Source organism: Shimazuella sp. NTD247, assembly GCF_059510415.1.
Genome location: NZ_JCAJZU010000005.1, coordinates 50,741 through 66,405, shown reverse-complemented (window position 1 = coordinate 66,405; position 15,665 = coordinate 50,741). Strand labels below are relative to the sequence as shown.

Sequence of the window (15,665 nt, the reverse complement as noted above, 5' to 3'; positions counted from 1 at the left end):
AGAGAAGGGTCATTTTAGATTATAAGCTGTTTTCTGTTATCGAATATAACACATAATGAAAATTTCACTTTAAATACTGGTCCCCCGTGCTAGGAAGCATAGGGGACTTTGATGACCTTCTTCGCTTTCCTTTTAGGAGAAGGTTTAATCACGAATTACTGAAGGGCATAGAATTCGCAGCCTTTTTTGCTTCTTCAAAGGATGAGAGGGCGATACCAAACAGAATCGCTACTGCACCAAATGTCTGAACAAAGGAAACCTTCTCGTTCAAAACTACGAAAGCACAAAGCAGCACCATGGGCAGCTCAACCGAAGTCAGCATCCCAGTCCAACCTGAGGAGATATGCGGCGCACCCTTGTTGAGGCAAAAATGAGTGCAGACGACACCGACCAGCGCCAACAAAGTAAGCCAACACCAAAGCTTCGGATCCATTCCATCTGTCATTCGAATTTCCGAACGGAGAAACAGCGAGATACACAGAAGGACAAATAGCACCACACCGCTGACTTGGATCGCACTCTTGAGCGTAGGCTGCATCTTCGGGGCAACCTTCTTGCTGACCAATTGAGAAATCGTAAAGGACACCGCGCTGGCTAGGCCTAGGAATACACCCGTCAAATCCAGATCAGTGAAGTCACTTTGCTGAACGCCAGCGGACAAGCAGGTACCACCGATGATAGCCATCAAGGCAAACCAACGACGAGATTTCAGCCATGTCCTTGTCTCTGCCATCTCGACAATCTGTGTCATCCAAGCAGATTGAAACAATAGAATAACAGCAATGGATGCCGGGATCTTGCTGAGGCAGAGAGTGTAGGACACTTCCGTGATCCCAAATGGAATCCCTGAGAGCAGCACTTTCCCCAGTGTCTTTCTGGATGTGTTCGCGAGTTGATTCCAGTGGGGATACGAGCCCAGCCACAACAAAATACATCCAACAACCACTTGGAGAGTGATCTCAGCAGGAGTGATCTCATCTCGATAAGCCAACTTGGTGATAGTGGAAATGGTGCCATAACAAGCACCGGCCACTAGAACATACAGGGCTGCATGCCAGCGAGTCATGTTATGTCCTCTCCTGATGTTTGGGTTTGAAAGATTATGGGTCTTTAGTTAACTCCTATATGATAGTTTACCATGAATTTCGAATATTATTATAGGGAAATCAGAGTCAAAGAATCCATATAAACCGACAGTAGATTTTGAGAAATAGGAGAATCACGCACATTTTCTATATTTGTTCTGCAATATATACTAATAGCGTATCGGTTGATGCACTAGTTCGCTAACGATCGATCTGTGAATTCGTAAACAATCACATAAAAGTTTCACATATTTGGCTTGGTTTTCTTTCTTTCCTTATCTAACTTTCTGTTGTACCATTGGATAAGTCAGAAGGGGGAAACGAACGGATGTGGGAAATGTTTTGCGGGTTTATACTCGGTATGGTAGAAGGATTAACCGAGTTTGCCCCTGTTTCATCAACTGGACATATGATTTTGGTCGGCGAACTATTAGGTTTCAAAGGACAAATTGCTTCTACTTTTGAAGTAGTAGTGCAGTTGGGCTCGATTACTGCGGTTATTTTTGTTTTTCGAAAGCGAATCCTAAATATATTGAATTTACCAGAACAATGGAAACTAATGAAAGATCAGTGGCATGGAGTCAAGCGGGATCGAGAACCTCGCCTCAATCTTTTGCATATTTTCGTTGGTATGATTCCGGCAGTTATTTTGGGTGCTACGCTGTCTCATGTCATTAAAACATATCTCTTTTCTACCACAACGGTTATTATCGGACTTGTTGCTGGTGGAGTATTGATGATCATAGCAGAAGCTTTTCGGATGGCTCGACCGGTTACTACACATGTCGATCAAATAACTTATAAACAGGCATTTATTGTAGGCCTGTTTCAATGTTTGGCTCTCTGGCCTGGATTTTCACGCTCCGGATCCACTATTTCCGGTGGGCTGCTCGGTGGAATGAACCACAAAGCTGCTTCAGAGTATACATTTATCTTAGCAATTCCCATGATGGTAGCTGCAACAGGAAAAGACTTGCTGGATAATATGGGAGCTCTGAACATGAGTGATCTTCCTTTGTTTATTGTAGGATTACTCAGCGCATTTGGCTTTGCCCTTTTCGCAATTCGTTTTTTCTTGAATTTGATCGCGAAAGTCAAATTAACGCCTTTTGCTTATTATCGCTTTGTTGTTGCCATTATTTTCTCACTTGTTATATACCTTTGATCGTGATCCCCCTTATACAAGGGGGATCACTTTGATTGAATCACTGTTTGAACTTTCTCCACACACTTGCTGACATCTCGATTTATTTGGGAACCTTTGAATCTAAGCAATTTCCAGTGATGTTTTTTGCGAATATAATATGCCTTTTTGCGGTCACGCACTTTCTGTTTTTTGCTGCTATGAAATGCTTCTCCATCACACTCAATCACCAATTTATACTTCGGTATTGCTAAATCACACCGATAAGCACCCATCGTATATTGTGCTTTCACTCGATATCCTGCCTGCTTTAAAGCTACATAAAGACTTCGTTCAATCGGGCTCTTTCGTGTACGTATATAGTGAAGATCAGGAATTTTGGAAGTTTTTAGCCATTGATAAAAAAATAAGCCAATCGTGCCAATATCATCTCGAAATCGAATCCACTGGATATATAGTGGTGGCAAGGACGACACTCCTAGTTGTAAATGTTAATCTATATAATTTTGGACTCTGGCGCAAGATTTTTTTGAATATTTCGCACCAGAGTATTATTCCTTATTCCCTATGAAAGATATTTTTCGATCGTAATAATCAACACTTCTTTACTTTTTTCTTTTCTTTCTCTTGAGGAATAAAAAACCCACAAACAACGATACATTTGCATCGCCAACTCCACCAAACAAATCCTTTCCTTCCAAACCAAATCTGCTTTCAGCTCTACCAACGATTCTTGATACTCACGAAACGACTCATGATAACGGTCTGCATGAAAAGTACTGGTGGGGAAAGTATCAGCAGGCATGGACTGAAGTACATTTCGCATGTGTCTCAGGTTTCGTTTCAATTGATTTACATCTCTGTCCTTGTTACTTAGACCAGTTTTAATTTTTTCAATTGGCTCAAAGACATCTGTTTCCAGTTGACGAAGGACTGCAACCCATGTTTTTGCCATTGTTTCTTCCTTAGGCGATATATGGATGATTTAATTTTATTATAATATAAATTTTTCTTTATTTGTCTGCGTCACTCCCTCGCTGGCAAAATGTTTATTTATGCATTTTAATTCATTTTTATTCCATTATACACAGCACCAAAAAAGCAAAAAAATCAATGAACAAACAAAAATGCAATTTGAATAAATAACAAATAAAATGTATAATAATCCATTATGGCGCATATAAATTCATAAATCCGTATGGAAAACTACCATTGGAGGTCCGCTTTCATGAATACATCTATCATCCCCCATGCTTTGTCAGCTTGTAAAGGAAGAAATTTACTGACTTTACCTGATTTCTCACCAGAGGAAATCAATGCATTGCTTTTATTTTCTCATGAACTTAAAAAAATAAAAAAATCTGGAAACGCCTATCATTCTTTGTCAGGGAAGACACTAGCAATGATTTTTGATAAACCATCTACACGGACTCGTGTATCTTTCGAAGTGGGAATGCTGCAATTAGGAGGTTTTGTTGTAAACCTCAATCGCCAAGAAATTCAGTTAGGCAGAGGAGAAACCGTGGAAGATACTGCACAGGTACTTTCTCGCTACGTAGATGGAATTTTGATCCGTACTTTTGAACATTCTTTGGTGGAAAAATTAGCGGAAGCTACAACTATTCCTGTCATCAATGGATTAACAGACGATTACCATCCTTGCCAAGCACTCGCTGATTTGCTTACTCTACAAGAAGAAAAAGGCTATTTGATGGGGCTAAAAGTCGCCTATGTCGGCGATGGAAATAATGTCCTGCATTCTTTGATGCATGGTGCCGCAGCTACTGGAATACATCTTGCTGTTTCTACTCCGCGAGGGTATGAACCGCAGAAATCAGTTTGGAAAGAAGCTGAATTGATCGCCAAAACAACAGGTGCCAGCCTTACTTTTTATTCTGATCCATTACAAGCAGCACAAGATGCAGATGCGATTTATACGGATGTCTGGGCAAGCATGGGCCAAGAGGAAGAGAAAGAAAAACGCCTGCGGGACTTCACCGGCTATCAAGTAAATCAGACGATGATAAACCAAGCCAAAGCGGATGCGATCTTCCTTCACTGCCTTCCAGCTTATCGCGAATGGGAAGTATCCACAGAAGTACTGGAAGGTCCTCAGTCCGTCGTATTTAATCAAGCAGAAAATCGTCTTCATACACAGAAAGCTTTACTTGCTGCATTACTTGGTGATGATACAACAAAAGGATTTTAGCGTTCTTTTCCTTAAATTATTAGTGATACTAATATTTCTCTCGCCAAGGTATCCTGCATTATTTTAATAAGGCATAGTGACAGAATTCCATTCTAGTCCACTAGATAAATCCCAAAAAGGGGGCTCGCCAACATTTTGTGAAAATCCTACGCTAAGAAATATCCGTAAAAAAAGCCGATTTCCTTTTACTTTTATACTAAGAAAATCGGCTTTTGAATTTCATATCTTTTTAAAATTGCTTATGTAAAATCAGCCGGACGCACGAAGAGTCTTCGTGCGCCCGCGACCTCAAAAGTCAGTTGATTGGCATGGCGAATACCTTGCTCTCAACACCGAGAAGGCAAGAATTGAACACAAGTTCGTGTTGTCCGATGCCGTTGATCCTTCGATAGAAGGGATTGATTCCTTCCGGTACCTCCCATACGAGGACACGGTAGCCGTTCTCGGGAATGAGGTAATCGTTCTCAAGAACGACCTTTCCCTCAAGCCTGAAGGAACCCAAGTTGAGAGTAGCCCCAGCTTCCAGCTCCAGCAAAAGCCACTCTTCTTCGAAGTTGGTGGGATCCTGCCCTAGATCGAAGTCGGCGATTTCATTGAGCTCGACCTTCAGAACTACCTTCCCGTCGTGATCCTTGAAGCTGATCGACTTCTTGTCCCCGTCGAGGTTGAAGAAAAACTGCATGATGGCTCCCTAGTGTTCTCAGGTTGTTTGAGGTCAGTTACATCTATTGTAATACTTTAAATATCACTGAACAATATATAAAGTGTGTTGATTTATATAAACTTGAAGTCGTCAAAGTTCAAATAAAAGCAATGCTAAATTATATCGTAGAAACTACATTCTGCGATATAATTTGATGCGTATATGTCGCAGAATACAGGCGATATCTTTTAGAACGATGTAAACCTGCTACGATCAACAAAAACCTCGTTACCTTGAAATGGTGTTTTAAATTGCGGCATTGATTCTGAACCAGTCTTATCCGCTCCAGTCTGTACACAGCCCATTAATAAATAAATAAAACTCAAAATAGAAGGGTTAATCTTTTCACTTTTGTATCACCTCTAATCTAAGGAAAATTATATCAAAACATTCGGTAAAAAACGGAAAATAAAAACTCAGTTATTCTCTATAACTGAGTTTTTATTTCACTCCCTATTTATGACACAAACAAACTATCATGTTGTTTTCGCTTCCAACCAAATTGATAGTACAAATACAATACAAGCAGCATAACACCGTCTGAAATGGGATATGCGAGCCAGATTCCCAGCAAACCGAGCGGTGCAGATAAAATAGCAGCTACTGGAACCATTAGTACCCAAATACAAGCAATGGTAATAATCGTAGGAATTACTACTGTACCGGATCCTCTCATAATACTCGATAAGATCATCCCATGACCAAAGAGAATCAAAGCCCACAGCACTGCGAACAATACATCTTTTGCCATTTGAATGGTGCTATTGTCAGTCAGGAACCAATGCAATATAGCTTCGCTAAACAAATAAACGACCCCAACAATCACTACACCAATGACATAGTTGAGAACGAGTGAATGCCGCCGCAACGATTCCAATCGATTTCTTGCTCCAGCGCCAATAAATTGAGAAGCAAAAACTCCTGCTGCCATACCAAGACTGAGCATCGGCATTTGCACAAAATTAACGACTTGAATCACTGCGCCATATGCTGCTGTAGCTTGTTCCCCATGTTGGTTTACTAAAAAAATTACGGCTACTTCAGACAAAGAGATTGCTATCATTTGAATACCAGATGGCAGACCGATTTTAATTAACAGTTTTAAGATAGGAATATTGAGTTTCCACTGTTTCCAAAATGTCATGTCTAATCGCAAGGCATGATCCTTCCACTGCAAATAAAATAACAGAAACACAAAAGTGATCAAAGTGGATACTACATAAGCCAATCCTGCACCAGAGACGCCCATTTTCGGTAAGCCAAGCCATCCAAAAGTGAAAAATGGTGTAAGTAAAATATTTAGTATTGTACTAATCACCAAAAATAGAAATGGTGTTTTGGAATCCCCAGTCCCTCTTAAAATCGTAGTATAACTTACATAGACAAAAGTGAGTGGAAGACTAGCAAAAATAATCTTGCCAAATTTCATTGCCTCTGGTTGGATACTCATTGGAGCACCAATCAATTGTAAAATTCCTTCTATAAAAACAACACCGATAATCGCCATTGCAATTCCAAGCAAAAAGGAAAACTTGATGGTCGTGTCTACTGTTTTGCGAAGTTCATTCGTTTTGCCAGCTCCAAATGCCTGTCCAATCAAGACAAGACTCCCTGAACCTAGGCCGATCACAAGAGAGATAAGAAAAAAATTGACAGGTAAAATCGTGCTGGCTGCTGCCAAAGAAGTCTCTCCTAATCCACGACCGATGATTATTGAGCTGACTACTCCTCCTAATGATTGCAAGATATTGCTGAGCATCATCGGAATCAAAAACACGATAATTGGTCTCCACATCGGTTTGTTCGGATCTAGTAAATCAGGGTGAATGTTTGATTGTACATCTTTTGGTGTTTCTACTGCAATTGGTTCCACTAACGGAGTAGGTGCTTCTATCACCTCAACTGAAGTAGAAGTGTCTTTATTTTCTGCCATTATCTCACACCCTTTTTTCCTGTTCTCACAAAAAGAAAACTTGCCAATTTGGCAAGCCTTTTTCAGGCGGAAAATAAAAATTTTGTTTCCTTTCTCGCTAAAAAAGGAGCCATATTGGCTCTTTTCCCTCAACTATCTTATCGGTATTTTGATATTTTTTCAACATATTTATAAATTTTTACTAGCGAGGTTTGCGCGGTCATGAAATTCAACATAATCAATATTGATATTGAGCAACATATTATCTCTGCCTGTAGATTGGTCGGTTACTAAAATAAAATCACGCCCGACTTGGCGTAGCACACCATATACCACACGGTTATTTCGTTCAGTATTTTTTTCATAGGTAAGATATACGGTAACTGGTTTGCCAACGTTTGTGGCCAGTAGATCTTCGGAATATTTCCTAGCGGTTCGCTGTGCTACATTCGGTTCCTGCGGCTGGTTAGCCAAATATGCACCATATGGATCATACCAATACATTCTCTTGACCTCCACTTTTCACCATTTAATATACATCTGGACACTGTGCTGGTGTTGGAATAAAGAAACAATGTGCTTTGTACCTTCCACTATTCGCTTGCCCAAACCACTTAGCCGGGCAATTTCCTGGAGGACGGAAAAACCAGAGGGAATTTGTCGCTGGATCAAGTCGTCTCCCATTTATTACCTGCTGTGCCAAACGCACATCTCGATCTCTTGCCCGCTGATAAAAATACGGTTTTTGGGTTGACTCAAACCCTCCTGGTGACTGGAATACCATCTTTGTAATCGTGCTGATATCTTTAAAATCCAAACATCTTACTTTCACACGATTGACTCCGACATTTCCCACTAAAAGCATTCCTGTATTGCCATCTTCTTCCGCTTCCGCCCGCATCAATCGAGCCAAAAGCTGCACCTCTTCTGGCTTATACCGTATAACCGCCACGATGTCATCACCTCTTAGCAAAACATATGCGATCCATCACACTTTTATCCCTTAGTGATTTCAGAGCTAGCGATAGTCATAACATATTTTTATTTAAAAAAAGCGTACTCTCTCTTGAGAATACACTTCATTTCTTAAGTTAGACTGTACATTCTTTTTTATCCGGTTTTTTCTTTAATCCAAACATCTTCTTTTGCAATATTATTCCTCTTAAAAATGGAAGAAGCGAGATCAAACCTAAAACAGCCAGAAAAAAACCCACCCACAATGTAGAAATCAAACCATATCCAGCATCAATAGTGAGTCCACCTATCGAAGAACCAACTCCCACGCCAAGGCTGATTATCGAACCATGAATTGCATTCACAAGTGTTCCTGTATTATTGGCTGTCCTCATTACCCTCGTTGCCATGGCGGGATTCATCGGAACTCCTGCTAGACCAAGAACGATAACACATACGATGATGATAGCGGAATGTTGAACAAAAATGGAAAAGACAAGTAGAGATATACTTATTAAAATTAGTCCGACAAATAGCGTCTGCATTGTATATTTGTCAGCAAGTCTTCCAGTTATCATATTTCCTATTACAGTTGCTGCCCCATAGATAGCAGTGATAATAGGAACACTCGCAGAGGAGAAACCGGTTAGTTCCGTAAAAATGGGTGTAAAATAGCTGAATGCTGCAAAAGTTGCGGCAATAATCAGCCCGCTTGTTGCAAAAGCTGCCCATAATCTAGGATATTTAAAAGCACCGAATTCACCGCGGAGACTTACTGACTCTGCTTTTGGCAGATTGGGAACCATCCATTGAACAACCAATGCTGCTATCAACACCAGACCGACAACCACCCAAAAACTAATGCGCCAACCGAAGTGTTGACTAATAAACGTTGACATTGGTAAACCAATCACAGTAGCGATCATTAAACCGCCTAACACAATAGAGGAAGCTCTTCCTCGCACATCTGGTTCCACCAAATGAACGCAAATAGCAAGGGAAACAGCAAACCCTGCTGCTGAAGCGATCCCTGTAATAATTCGTGCTGCCAGCATCATCTCATAGCTGACCGCCACTGCCCCAATTATTTGCCCGACTAAAAAAGAAATCGCAATCCACAAGAGTGCTTGTTTCCGTGGTACTTTCATTAATCCAATCGTCACCAAAGGTCCGCCTATCACCATCCCAGCAGCATAAGCAGAAATGAGATATCCAATATCGGAGATCGATACGCCAAATTCCGTCGCTAGTGCTGGCATCATTCCTCCTACCATAAACTCAGAAGTAGTCATAGCAAATATTAATAACCCTAACATATATACTGCAATTGGCATTTTCATCCCTCATTTTTGATTGATCATTACAAAATAGACCGCAAGAGGCTTTTGTATAGCCTCTTTCTTTAAAATGCTGCTAATGTACCTTCCACAATATCCAATAACATATAGCGATCTTGAACTACTTTTCCTAGTACTCGCAATCCATAATAACTACTTAAAAAAAGTCTAGCGAGCTCTAAAACGGACCGGTCCGATTTAATCTCTCCTGAACGTTGTCCAAGCGCGATCACATGACACAACGCCTGTTCTAAATTAGAAATGTGACGTTCGACCAAGGCAGAAACCGCAGGATCTTTTCCCCCAAGCTCCACCGCAGAGTTGACTGTCAAACAACCACGGCGTTCCGATTCTTTAAAATCTGCTTCGATCGCCCATTCCATCAAGGCACGAAGCCGGTCTTTAATCTTGCCTGATCCTTCAAGAATTTCTACTTGTTCCTTGATTCCAATTTCTTGATACCGCTTCAAGGCCGCTTCATATAACGCATGTTTGCTTCCGAAAGCATTGTATAAGCTTCCTCTGCCCAATCCTGTCTGCTCACACAGTTCCTGTGCGGAACTAGCTTCAAAACCTTTTTTCCAAAATACATCCATTGCAGCATCGACAACAAAAGTATCTTTAAACTCACGTGGTCTTCCACCCATGATAGAAAATCTCCTTTATTCGCTATAGCATTTTTATCTCTTCCTTTTTTTACCACAATTGTTCTATGTATTGTATAGAAAATCTAAATAAGAGTATATTCATTTTGTAATGATTGGTCAAATTTATTTCATGATCGTTTTTTTGGAAACATTTGCAGCCTACTAAGGGAACGAACATTTGCATATAATAATAACAACACAAACGTTCCCGGAAGAAGTGTTCGTAAATGATCTTACTAGTAGATATGCAATCTTTTTATGCAAGTGTAGAAAAAGCTCGCAATCCGGCATTGAAAAATCTTCCTGTAGTCGTCTCTGGTGATCCAAATCGCAGAAGCGGTGTTATCCTTGCAGCTTGTCCGATTGCAAAATCATATGGAATTCAAAACGCGGAAACACTGTGGGAAGCACAAAAAGCGTGCCCAGAAGTCGTTGTCGTCCGGCCGCGTATGCAGCTTTATCTCCAAGTATCACTGCAAATAACAACGATTTTGGAGCGCTTTACCGATTTGGTTGAGCCTTATTCAATCGATGAACAATTTCTCGATGTGACAGGGAGTGAGCGCTTGTTTGGAAATGCAGAAGAAATAAGCAAAAAGATTCAACAAGCGATCATGGAGGAAACACGAGTTTACGCACGAGTAGGGATCGGTCCCAATAAAGTACTCAGCAAAATGGCTTGTGATAACTTTGCGAAGAAAAACAAAAATGGAATTTTCCGTTTGAATAAATTCAATCTAAAAGAAACGCTATGGCCCCTGCCTGTGAGCAAATGTTTTGGTGTAGGCAGAAGAATGACGCGCAATCTTCAGCGAATAGGGATTACAACAATCGGTGAACTAGCCAATTATCCATTAGAAAAACTGCAAAAACATTGGGGAGTGAGCGGACATGTATTGTGGATGACTGCCAACGGCATCGATCTATCCCCTGTTACCTTGTCGTCTTTTAGCAAACAAAAAGCAATTGGTCATCATATGACACTGCCGCGCGATTACCGGACAAAAGCAGAAATCGAAGTGATCTTATTGGAGTTATGCGAAGAAGTCTGCCGCAGAGTAAGAAGACACCAGTTGGCTGGAATTACCGTTCAAGTGGGATGCAGAGGTGCAAATTTTGATTTTCCTACTGGGTTTTCCAGACAGCAAAAACTAGCCTATGCCCAAAATGAAACAATGCCTGTTTTTCACGCGGCGAAGCAACTGTTTCATCAGCATTGGGATGGAGCTCCCATCCGTTCTTTGGGAATGAGTTTAGGCGGGTTATCTCCTGAATCTCCTATGCAGCTCGACTTGTTTTCCGATCGAAACAAACAACGTGCATTGGGAGAAGCGATCGATCAAATCAAAGACCGCTATGGCAGTACTGCCATTTTGCATGCATCTTCGCTCACATCTGCTGGGCAAGCTTCTGAGCGAGCAAGAAAAATCGGAGGGCATTATCGATGAGCAAGTTGGACCGCAAAAATTTGTTATGGGAAGGAAGCCGGATGTTTTTACCAGAACATCGTAAAGCATTGCTTGAGCAGCGGAAAGAAGCTGCTAAACTCACCCCTCCTGCTCTAGATGAGCAGCAATGGGAAGCAATGGCTTATATTCTGCAAGAGGCAATCGAGTATGAACAACCTGTATTGGTTCACTATGTCACTGCATACGAAATCGTTTGTTTTTGTGGATTTGTGGATAAAATCGAGCCGATGGAAAGATATATTCAACTGAGCAATGGCAGTCAGACAGAGAAGATTCCATTTGCTGTGTTGGTAGATGTCACATGGCCTTAAGGAGAGGGGAGAAATGAGGCGGGCGCAGATCAAAGGTTTCCTTTGATCCACGCCCTAACCCTGCCTTATCGTTGAAGCTCGATGGTGATCACTGGACCATCCTGCGAATGCTTCTTAACCTTGACATGGTCAGGGAGATAGATATCCATCGTGCCATGGGGCTTCTTCTTGGCGCCCTCCTGGCTGATATTAGAACCAAACGTCAGCGCATCTCCCTGCTTCCCGAAAATCCAGATCTCATCCGGGTTTCGCAGAGGGACAGAGAACACAGCATCCGCGATTCCCGGCCTTTCAGGACCATAGATCTTATAGGAACCTGCCCAGCTCGAAATTCGAATCCGGGTAACACCATTCAGATCATGAGCATAACGCTGCTTGTCACCCATTTTCACTCCAAACACAAATAGACAGAGTTGTCACGCTAAGTATACTACATACAGCAGAAAGATAATATAGAATAGAATCTAAAATTATTCTGAAAAATTTATTATATTATCTCATTTCATTAAATTAGATTATTTAGTAATATATATATATTACCTATTTTTCTATAACATCTAGAGGGGGATTTCTATTGAAACAAGTAGGCGAAGAAATATTTACTTGGTTTAGAGAAAGTCGTCAAAACAATCCTGTTTATTATGACAAAGATTATCCACTATGGTTTGGGGCAACAGGTGCTTGGCATGTGTTTCGAAATGAAGATGTGAGATATGTATTTAGCAATCATCAAATTTTCTCTTCCGAATATATGCCAAAAATACAAGACAATTACTTAGATAAAGCAATGTCTTCCAATGACCCGCCCTTCCATAGAAAACTGCGCTTACTCGTTTCACAAGCTTTCACTCCCAAAGCAATGATGGATTTACAGCCTTGGATTGAGAGTTATGTAGATCAACTGTTGGACGAAGTAATTACCGATTCCGGTGAAATGCAATTTGTCCGTGATATCGCAGTACCAGTTCCTATGCAAGTAATTGCCCGCATGTTAGGAGTTCCAACGAAAGATCATGATCTGTTTAAAGATTGGAGCTTTAAAATCGTTAAACAACCTACCAATGAAGCGGAAGGTAGAGAGTTTATCGAAGCACAGCAGGCAATGGGAGAATATTTCAGAGTGATTATTAAAGAACGCTCTGAAAAACCAGAAAACGATATCATCTCACAATTGCTGCAAGTAGAGCTTGATGGTCAAAAGCTAACCGAAGATGAACTATTAGGATTTTGCGTAGTACTGTTATTGGCTGGTAACGAAACAACCACCAACTGGCTCAGCAGCACGATCTTGACGCTGGCAGAAAATCCCGATATTCAAGAACGTATAGCGGAAAATCCGGAAGATATCTCCTTGCTGCTCGAAGAAGTATTGCGCCTAAGATCCCCTGCTCAATACCAGACTCGTAAAGCAAAAGAAGATGTGGTACTAGGTGGACAAACTATCAAAAAGGGAGACCTAGTTGCCGCTTGGCAGGCATCCGCCAACCGCGATGAAAGCGTTTTTCCAAATGCCGAGCAAATTGATCTCGATCGAAAAAATATGGACCATGTCGCGTTTGGCCATGGAATTCATTTTTGCCTAGGAGCGCCGCTTGCACGTGTGGAAGCTAGCGTTACGATCAAAAAACTGTTACAACGAATTAAAAACATTCGCCTATCCTCAGAAGATATCGAATTGAATCAGAGTACAGTTACCTATTCCATCAAAGAATTGCCAATACGCTTTGATCGAGTTTAAATCATAATCAAAAAGCCCACCATCTCAACAGATGGCGGGCTTTTTGATTATGATTTATTTGTAAATTATTCTATTTATTAAATATAGATTTTATTCACAAAAAGAAAATATTATTAACAATAAGAAAGTAAAAACATAGATAATAAAAAATGGCATTCATCATGGATCGTTTCAACAAGAAAATGTTATTTTTTGCGATGGCGATATTGTCCTTAATTGTTTTCTTTTTCTCAACCAATAATGCATATGCATCCTATTATCAGATTCTAGAAAAGTCTTACAGAATGTATGCGTATACCTCTACTTTTACTTACTATAGTGGTGGACTAGGGGTAAAAGTTTGGTTTGAGACTCTCCACGACTAAAGTCGTGGGATTCTTAGGTAGTTCTGCTACGTGCGTCCATTTCTGTTTTGTGCAACTCCTAAGTTTGGGGCTGTCTCATCAGCCCATCCCATGCAGTTAGAAGTGTACCCACATGGGCGGAACGCCTGTTACCAGCGCTCTAGTTCTTTTCCTGCCTCTAATGGTTTTACTCGGTGGGAGACGTATCCATTTGCCACCGAAACCCTATACCACTACATTTTCAAAGAACAAACCTACTACCAGTAGGATGATCATCGATCATGTGTTCTAATATACAAAAGATTTGTTGTTCTTGCAACCCCTTTTTTTGGGGTTTCGAACAACGCTGCTTTTCATCCCACGATTGAAACCGTGGGCTTTCAACCAGCATAATTCTGTAAAAATTCTTCTGGTGATAGCCAAACGATGGAATTGCAACGATACATTGAGCCGAAATATTATTCAGGGGTAGAAAAAACAGTTTATTGTGGAAAAGGATCCTACACGTATAATTATTTTTATTATCCAAATGCGGTCAGCGGCGGAAGATACAGCCTATATTTTTGGAACAATGGTTACAACGGAGGTACCACTGTAGCCAGCTTATCCGATATCAAAGTACAAATAAATCCAAACTAATCAAATCCCCACTCATAAGAGTGGGGATTCTTATTGTGGAAGAAATAGGGCTACCTGCTTATTTATTTTCTCGTGCTTGTTCTTTTTTCTCCCTAAGCCGACTAAATAAAGAAGCGAGCACCGAACCAGAAATATTATGCCACACACTAAAAATAGCACTAGGAACTGCGGCTAAAGGAGAAAAATTGGCAGTTGCAATCGCAACACCCAGACCAGAATTTTGCATTCCCACTTCCAATGCTACTGCTTTTTGTTTGGCTAAATCCATACCAAAGATACGCGCAAGGAAAAAACCGAGTAAAAATCCCAAAACATTGTGCAAAATAACGACAGCAAAAATAAGCAAGCCAGTTGTAGCAATCTTTTCTTGGCTTCCAGCTACTACCCCTGCTACAATCATCACAATAGCGATCGTCGAGACAAGAGGCAGAGCTTTCACGCTTGCTGCTGCTTGTTTTCCAAAAAACTTTTTAATAATAAAACCAAGAACTAGCGGAATAATCACTACTTGAATAATAGAAAGAATTAAAGACCAGATATGAATATCTACCCATTTACTCGCCAGCAGTAAAATAAGCAATGGTGTAACAAGCGGAGCTAAGATCGTCGAGACAGATGCAATCGATACCGCAAGGGCAACATCGCCTTTTGCTAAAAATACCATCACATTGGATGCTGTTCCACTTGGACAACAGCCTACTAAAATAACACCAACAGCTACCTCTGCTGGTAAATTCAAACCCCATGCCAATAAAAATGCCAGTCCAGGCATGATGAGATAATGACAAATCACCCCAATTGCTACGTCTTTTGGACGGCGGAATACTTCTTTAAAATCATCTGCTGACAGCGTGAGCCCCATCCCAAACATGACAATTCCTAACAATGGAACCACATATCCTCCAATCCATTGAAAAGGAGCAGGCAGCATAAAAGCGAGAACAGCAAAAAGAATCACCCAAAGTGTAAATGTTTTTCCAGCAAAAGAACTAACCTTTTCGATGAAACCCATTATTATTCCTCTTTCCTTTCTCGTATGATAGATATATAAATATTTTAAAAAGGACGTAAATTCTAGAAAAAACAAACCATTCGACCCTCTTAAAAGTAAATTAATTCTACAATGAATGAAAAACAATTATTTTTCAATATCATTTTTTTCCAATCTGTTTT

The 15,665-nt window shown here is 40.6% G+C and carries 17 protein-coding genes; 6 read left to right on the top strand and 11 right to left on the bottom strand.

What is annotated here, in order from left to right; genetic code table 11:
• Positions 1 to 148 precede the first annotated feature (148 nt).
• The gene (locus AC5WOC_RS13435) at positions 149 to 1,066 is read right to left on the bottom strand and encodes an EamA family transporter (protein WP_496055914.1); all 918 of its coding nucleotides are present in this window, start codon (positions 1,064 to 1,066) and stop codon (positions 149 to 151) included.
• A 347-nt stretch (positions 1,067 to 1,413) separates the two neighbouring features.
• Between AC5WOC_RS13435 and AC5WOC_RS13430 the strand changes: the two genes are divergently transcribed.
• Complete coding sequence (locus AC5WOC_RS13430; RefSeq protein ID WP_496055913.1) at positions 1,414 to 2,250, top strand: undecaprenyl-diphosphate phosphatase; 837 nt, start codon at positions 1,414 to 1,416, stop codon at positions 2,248 to 2,250.
• Positions 2,251 to 2,276: 26 nt separating this feature from the next.
• Here the strand turns inward: AC5WOC_RS13430 and AC5WOC_RS13425 are convergent, their stop codons facing one another.
• On the bottom strand, positions 2,277 to 2,696 hold the full coding sequence (locus AC5WOC_RS13425) for an endonuclease domain-containing protein (protein ID WP_496055912.1): 420 nt from the start codon (positions 2,694 to 2,696) through the stop codon (positions 2,277 to 2,279).
• Positions 2,697 to 2,794: 98 nt separating this feature from the next.
• Entirely contained in the window at positions 2,795 to 3,184 is a 390-nt protein-coding gene (locus AC5WOC_RS13420) for a hypothetical protein (protein WP_496055911.1), read from the bottom strand.
• Positions 3,185 to 3,457: 273 nt separating this feature from the next.
• Between AC5WOC_RS13420 and argF the strand changes: the two genes are divergently transcribed.
• The gene (gene argF, locus AC5WOC_RS13415; protein ID WP_496055910.1) at positions 3,458 to 4,438 is read left to right on the top strand and encodes an ornithine carbamoyltransferase; all 981 of its coding nucleotides are present in this window, start codon (positions 3,458 to 3,460) and stop codon (positions 4,436 to 4,438) included.
• A gap of 295 nt (positions 4,439 to 4,733) precedes the next feature.
• On the opposite strand, the gene AC5WOC_RS13410 is transcribed toward argF, so the two are convergent.
• The 6 genes from AC5WOC_RS13410 to AC5WOC_RS13385 form a co-directional block, all read right to left on the bottom strand.
• The gene (locus tag AC5WOC_RS13410) at positions 4,734 to 5,120 is read right to left on the bottom strand and encodes a hypothetical protein (RefSeq protein ID WP_496055909.1); all 387 of its coding nucleotides are present in this window, start codon (positions 5,118 to 5,120) and stop codon (positions 4,734 to 4,736) included.
• Between the two features lie 478 nt (positions 5,121 to 5,598).
• The gene (locus AC5WOC_RS13405) at positions 5,599 to 7,074 is read right to left on the bottom strand and encodes an MATE family efflux transporter (RefSeq protein ID WP_496055908.1); all 1,476 of its coding nucleotides are present in this window, start codon (positions 7,072 to 7,074) and stop codon (positions 5,599 to 5,601) included.
• A 168-nt stretch (positions 7,075 to 7,242) separates the two neighbouring features.
• Positions 7,243 to 7,557, bottom strand: coding sequence for a spore coat protein GerQ (locus tag AC5WOC_RS13400; RefSeq protein ID WP_496055907.1), 315 nt, complete (start codon positions 7,555 to 7,557; stop codon positions 7,243 to 7,245).
• A 25-nt stretch (positions 7,558 to 7,582) separates the two neighbouring features.
• On the bottom strand, positions 7,583 to 8,005 hold the full coding sequence (locus AC5WOC_RS13395) for a cell wall hydrolase (protein WP_496055906.1): 423 nt from the start codon (positions 8,003 to 8,005) through the stop codon (positions 7,583 to 7,585).
• A 139-nt stretch (positions 8,006 to 8,144) separates the two neighbouring features.
• Entirely contained in the window at positions 8,145 to 9,341 is a 1,197-nt protein-coding gene (locus AC5WOC_RS13390; RefSeq protein WP_496055905.1) for an MFS transporter, read from the bottom strand.
• Between the two features lie 68 nt (positions 9,342 to 9,409).
• Entirely contained in the window at positions 9,410 to 9,991 is a 582-nt protein-coding gene (locus AC5WOC_RS13385; RefSeq protein ID WP_496055904.1) for a TetR/AcrR family transcriptional regulator, read from the bottom strand.
• 227 nt (positions 9,992 to 10,218) lie between these two features.
• Between AC5WOC_RS13385 and AC5WOC_RS13380 the strand changes: the two genes are divergently transcribed.
• Complete coding sequence (locus AC5WOC_RS13380) at positions 10,219 to 11,439, top strand: DNA polymerase IV (RefSeq protein WP_496055903.1); 1,221 nt, start codon at positions 10,219 to 10,221, stop codon at positions 11,437 to 11,439.
• A complete protein-coding gene (locus AC5WOC_RS13375) occupies positions 11,436 to 11,771 on the top strand; it encodes a YolD-like family protein (RefSeq protein WP_496055902.1) in 336 nt (111 codons plus the stop codon). The genes AC5WOC_RS13380 and AC5WOC_RS13375 overlap by 4 nt, the downstream gene beginning before the upstream one ends.
• A gap of 65 nt (positions 11,772 to 11,836) precedes the next feature.
• On the opposite strand, the gene AC5WOC_RS13370 is transcribed toward AC5WOC_RS13375, so the two are convergent.
• Positions 11,837 to 12,157 (bottom strand): hypothetical protein, encoded by a 321-nt coding sequence (locus AC5WOC_RS13370; RefSeq protein WP_496055901.1) that lies wholly within the window; start codon positions 12,155 to 12,157, stop codon positions 11,837 to 11,839.
• Positions 12,158 to 12,345: 188 nt separating this feature from the next.
• Between AC5WOC_RS13370 and AC5WOC_RS13365 the strand changes: the two genes are divergently transcribed.
• Positions 12,346 to 13,509 carry a cytochrome P450 gene (locus AC5WOC_RS13365; RefSeq protein WP_496055900.1) on the top strand — a complete coding sequence of 388 codons (1,164 nt, stop codon included), beginning with the start codon at positions 12,346 to 12,348 and terminating at the stop codon, positions 13,507 to 13,509.
• 770 nt (positions 13,510 to 14,279) lie between these two features.
• A complete protein-coding gene (locus tag AC5WOC_RS13360) occupies positions 14,280 to 14,492 on the top strand; it encodes a hypothetical protein (protein WP_496055899.1) in 213 nt (70 codons plus the stop codon).
• 58 nt (positions 14,493 to 14,550) lie between these two features.
• On the opposite strand, the gene AC5WOC_RS13355 is transcribed toward AC5WOC_RS13360, so the two are convergent.
• A complete protein-coding gene (locus AC5WOC_RS13355) occupies positions 14,551 to 15,504 on the bottom strand; it encodes a bile acid:sodium symporter family protein (protein ID WP_496055898.1) in 954 nt (317 codons plus the stop codon).
• Positions 15,505 to 15,665 lie beyond the last annotated feature (161 nt).

Bases quoted from the DNA above. Each gene is read 5' to 3' on its own strand.
- AC5WOC_RS13400 (WP_496055907.1), bottom strand. From the start codon at position 7,557: ATGTATTGGTATGATCCATATGGTGCATATTTGGCTAACCAGCCGCAG.
- AC5WOC_RS13375 (WP_496055902.1), top strand. From the start codon at position 11,436: ATGAGCAAGTTGGACCGCAAAAATTTGTTATGGGAAGGAAGCCGGATG.
- AC5WOC_RS13370 (WP_496055901.1), bottom strand. From the start codon at position 12,157: ATGGGTGACAAGCAGCGTTATGCTCATGATCTGAATGGTGTTACCCGG.
- AC5WOC_RS13435 (WP_496055914.1), bottom strand. From the start codon at position 1,066: ATGACTCGCTGGCATGCAGCCCTGTATGTTCTAGTGGCCGGTGCTTGT.
- AC5WOC_RS13390 (WP_496055905.1), bottom strand. From the start codon at position 9,341: ATGCCAATTGCAGTATATATGTTAGGGTTATTAATATTTGCTATGACT.
- AC5WOC_RS13405 (WP_496055908.1), bottom strand. From the start codon at position 7,074: ATGGCAGAAAATAAAGACACTTCTACTTCAGTTGAGGTGATAGAAGCA.
- AC5WOC_RS13380 (WP_496055903.1), top strand. From the start codon at position 10,219: ATGATCTTACTAGTAGATATGCAATCTTTTTATGCAAGTGTAGAAAAA.
- AC5WOC_RS13410 (WP_496055909.1), bottom strand. From the start codon at position 5,120: ATGCAGTTTTTCTTCAACCTCGACGGGGACAAGAAGTCGATCAGCTTC.
- AC5WOC_RS13420 (WP_496055911.1), bottom strand. From the start codon at position 3,184: ATGGCAAAAACATGGGTTGCAGTCCTTCGTCAACTGGAAACAGATGTC.
- AC5WOC_RS13355 (WP_496055898.1), bottom strand. From the start codon at position 15,504: ATGGGTTTCATCGAAAAGGTTAGTTCTTTTGCTGGAAAAACATTTACA.
- AC5WOC_RS13385 (WP_496055904.1), bottom strand. From the start codon at position 9,991: ATGGGTGGAAGACCACGTGAGTTTAAAGATACTTTTGTTGTCGATGCT.
- AC5WOC_RS13430 (WP_496055913.1), top strand. From the start codon at position 1,414: ATGTGGGAAATGTTTTGCGGGTTTATACTCGGTATGGTAGAAGGATTA.
- AC5WOC_RS13360 (WP_496055899.1), top strand. From the start codon at position 14,280: ATGGAATTGCAACGATACATTGAGCCGAAATATTATTCAGGGGTAGAA.
- argF (WP_496055910.1), top strand. From the start codon at position 3,458: ATGAATACATCTATCATCCCCCATGCTTTGTCAGCTTGTAAAGGAAGA.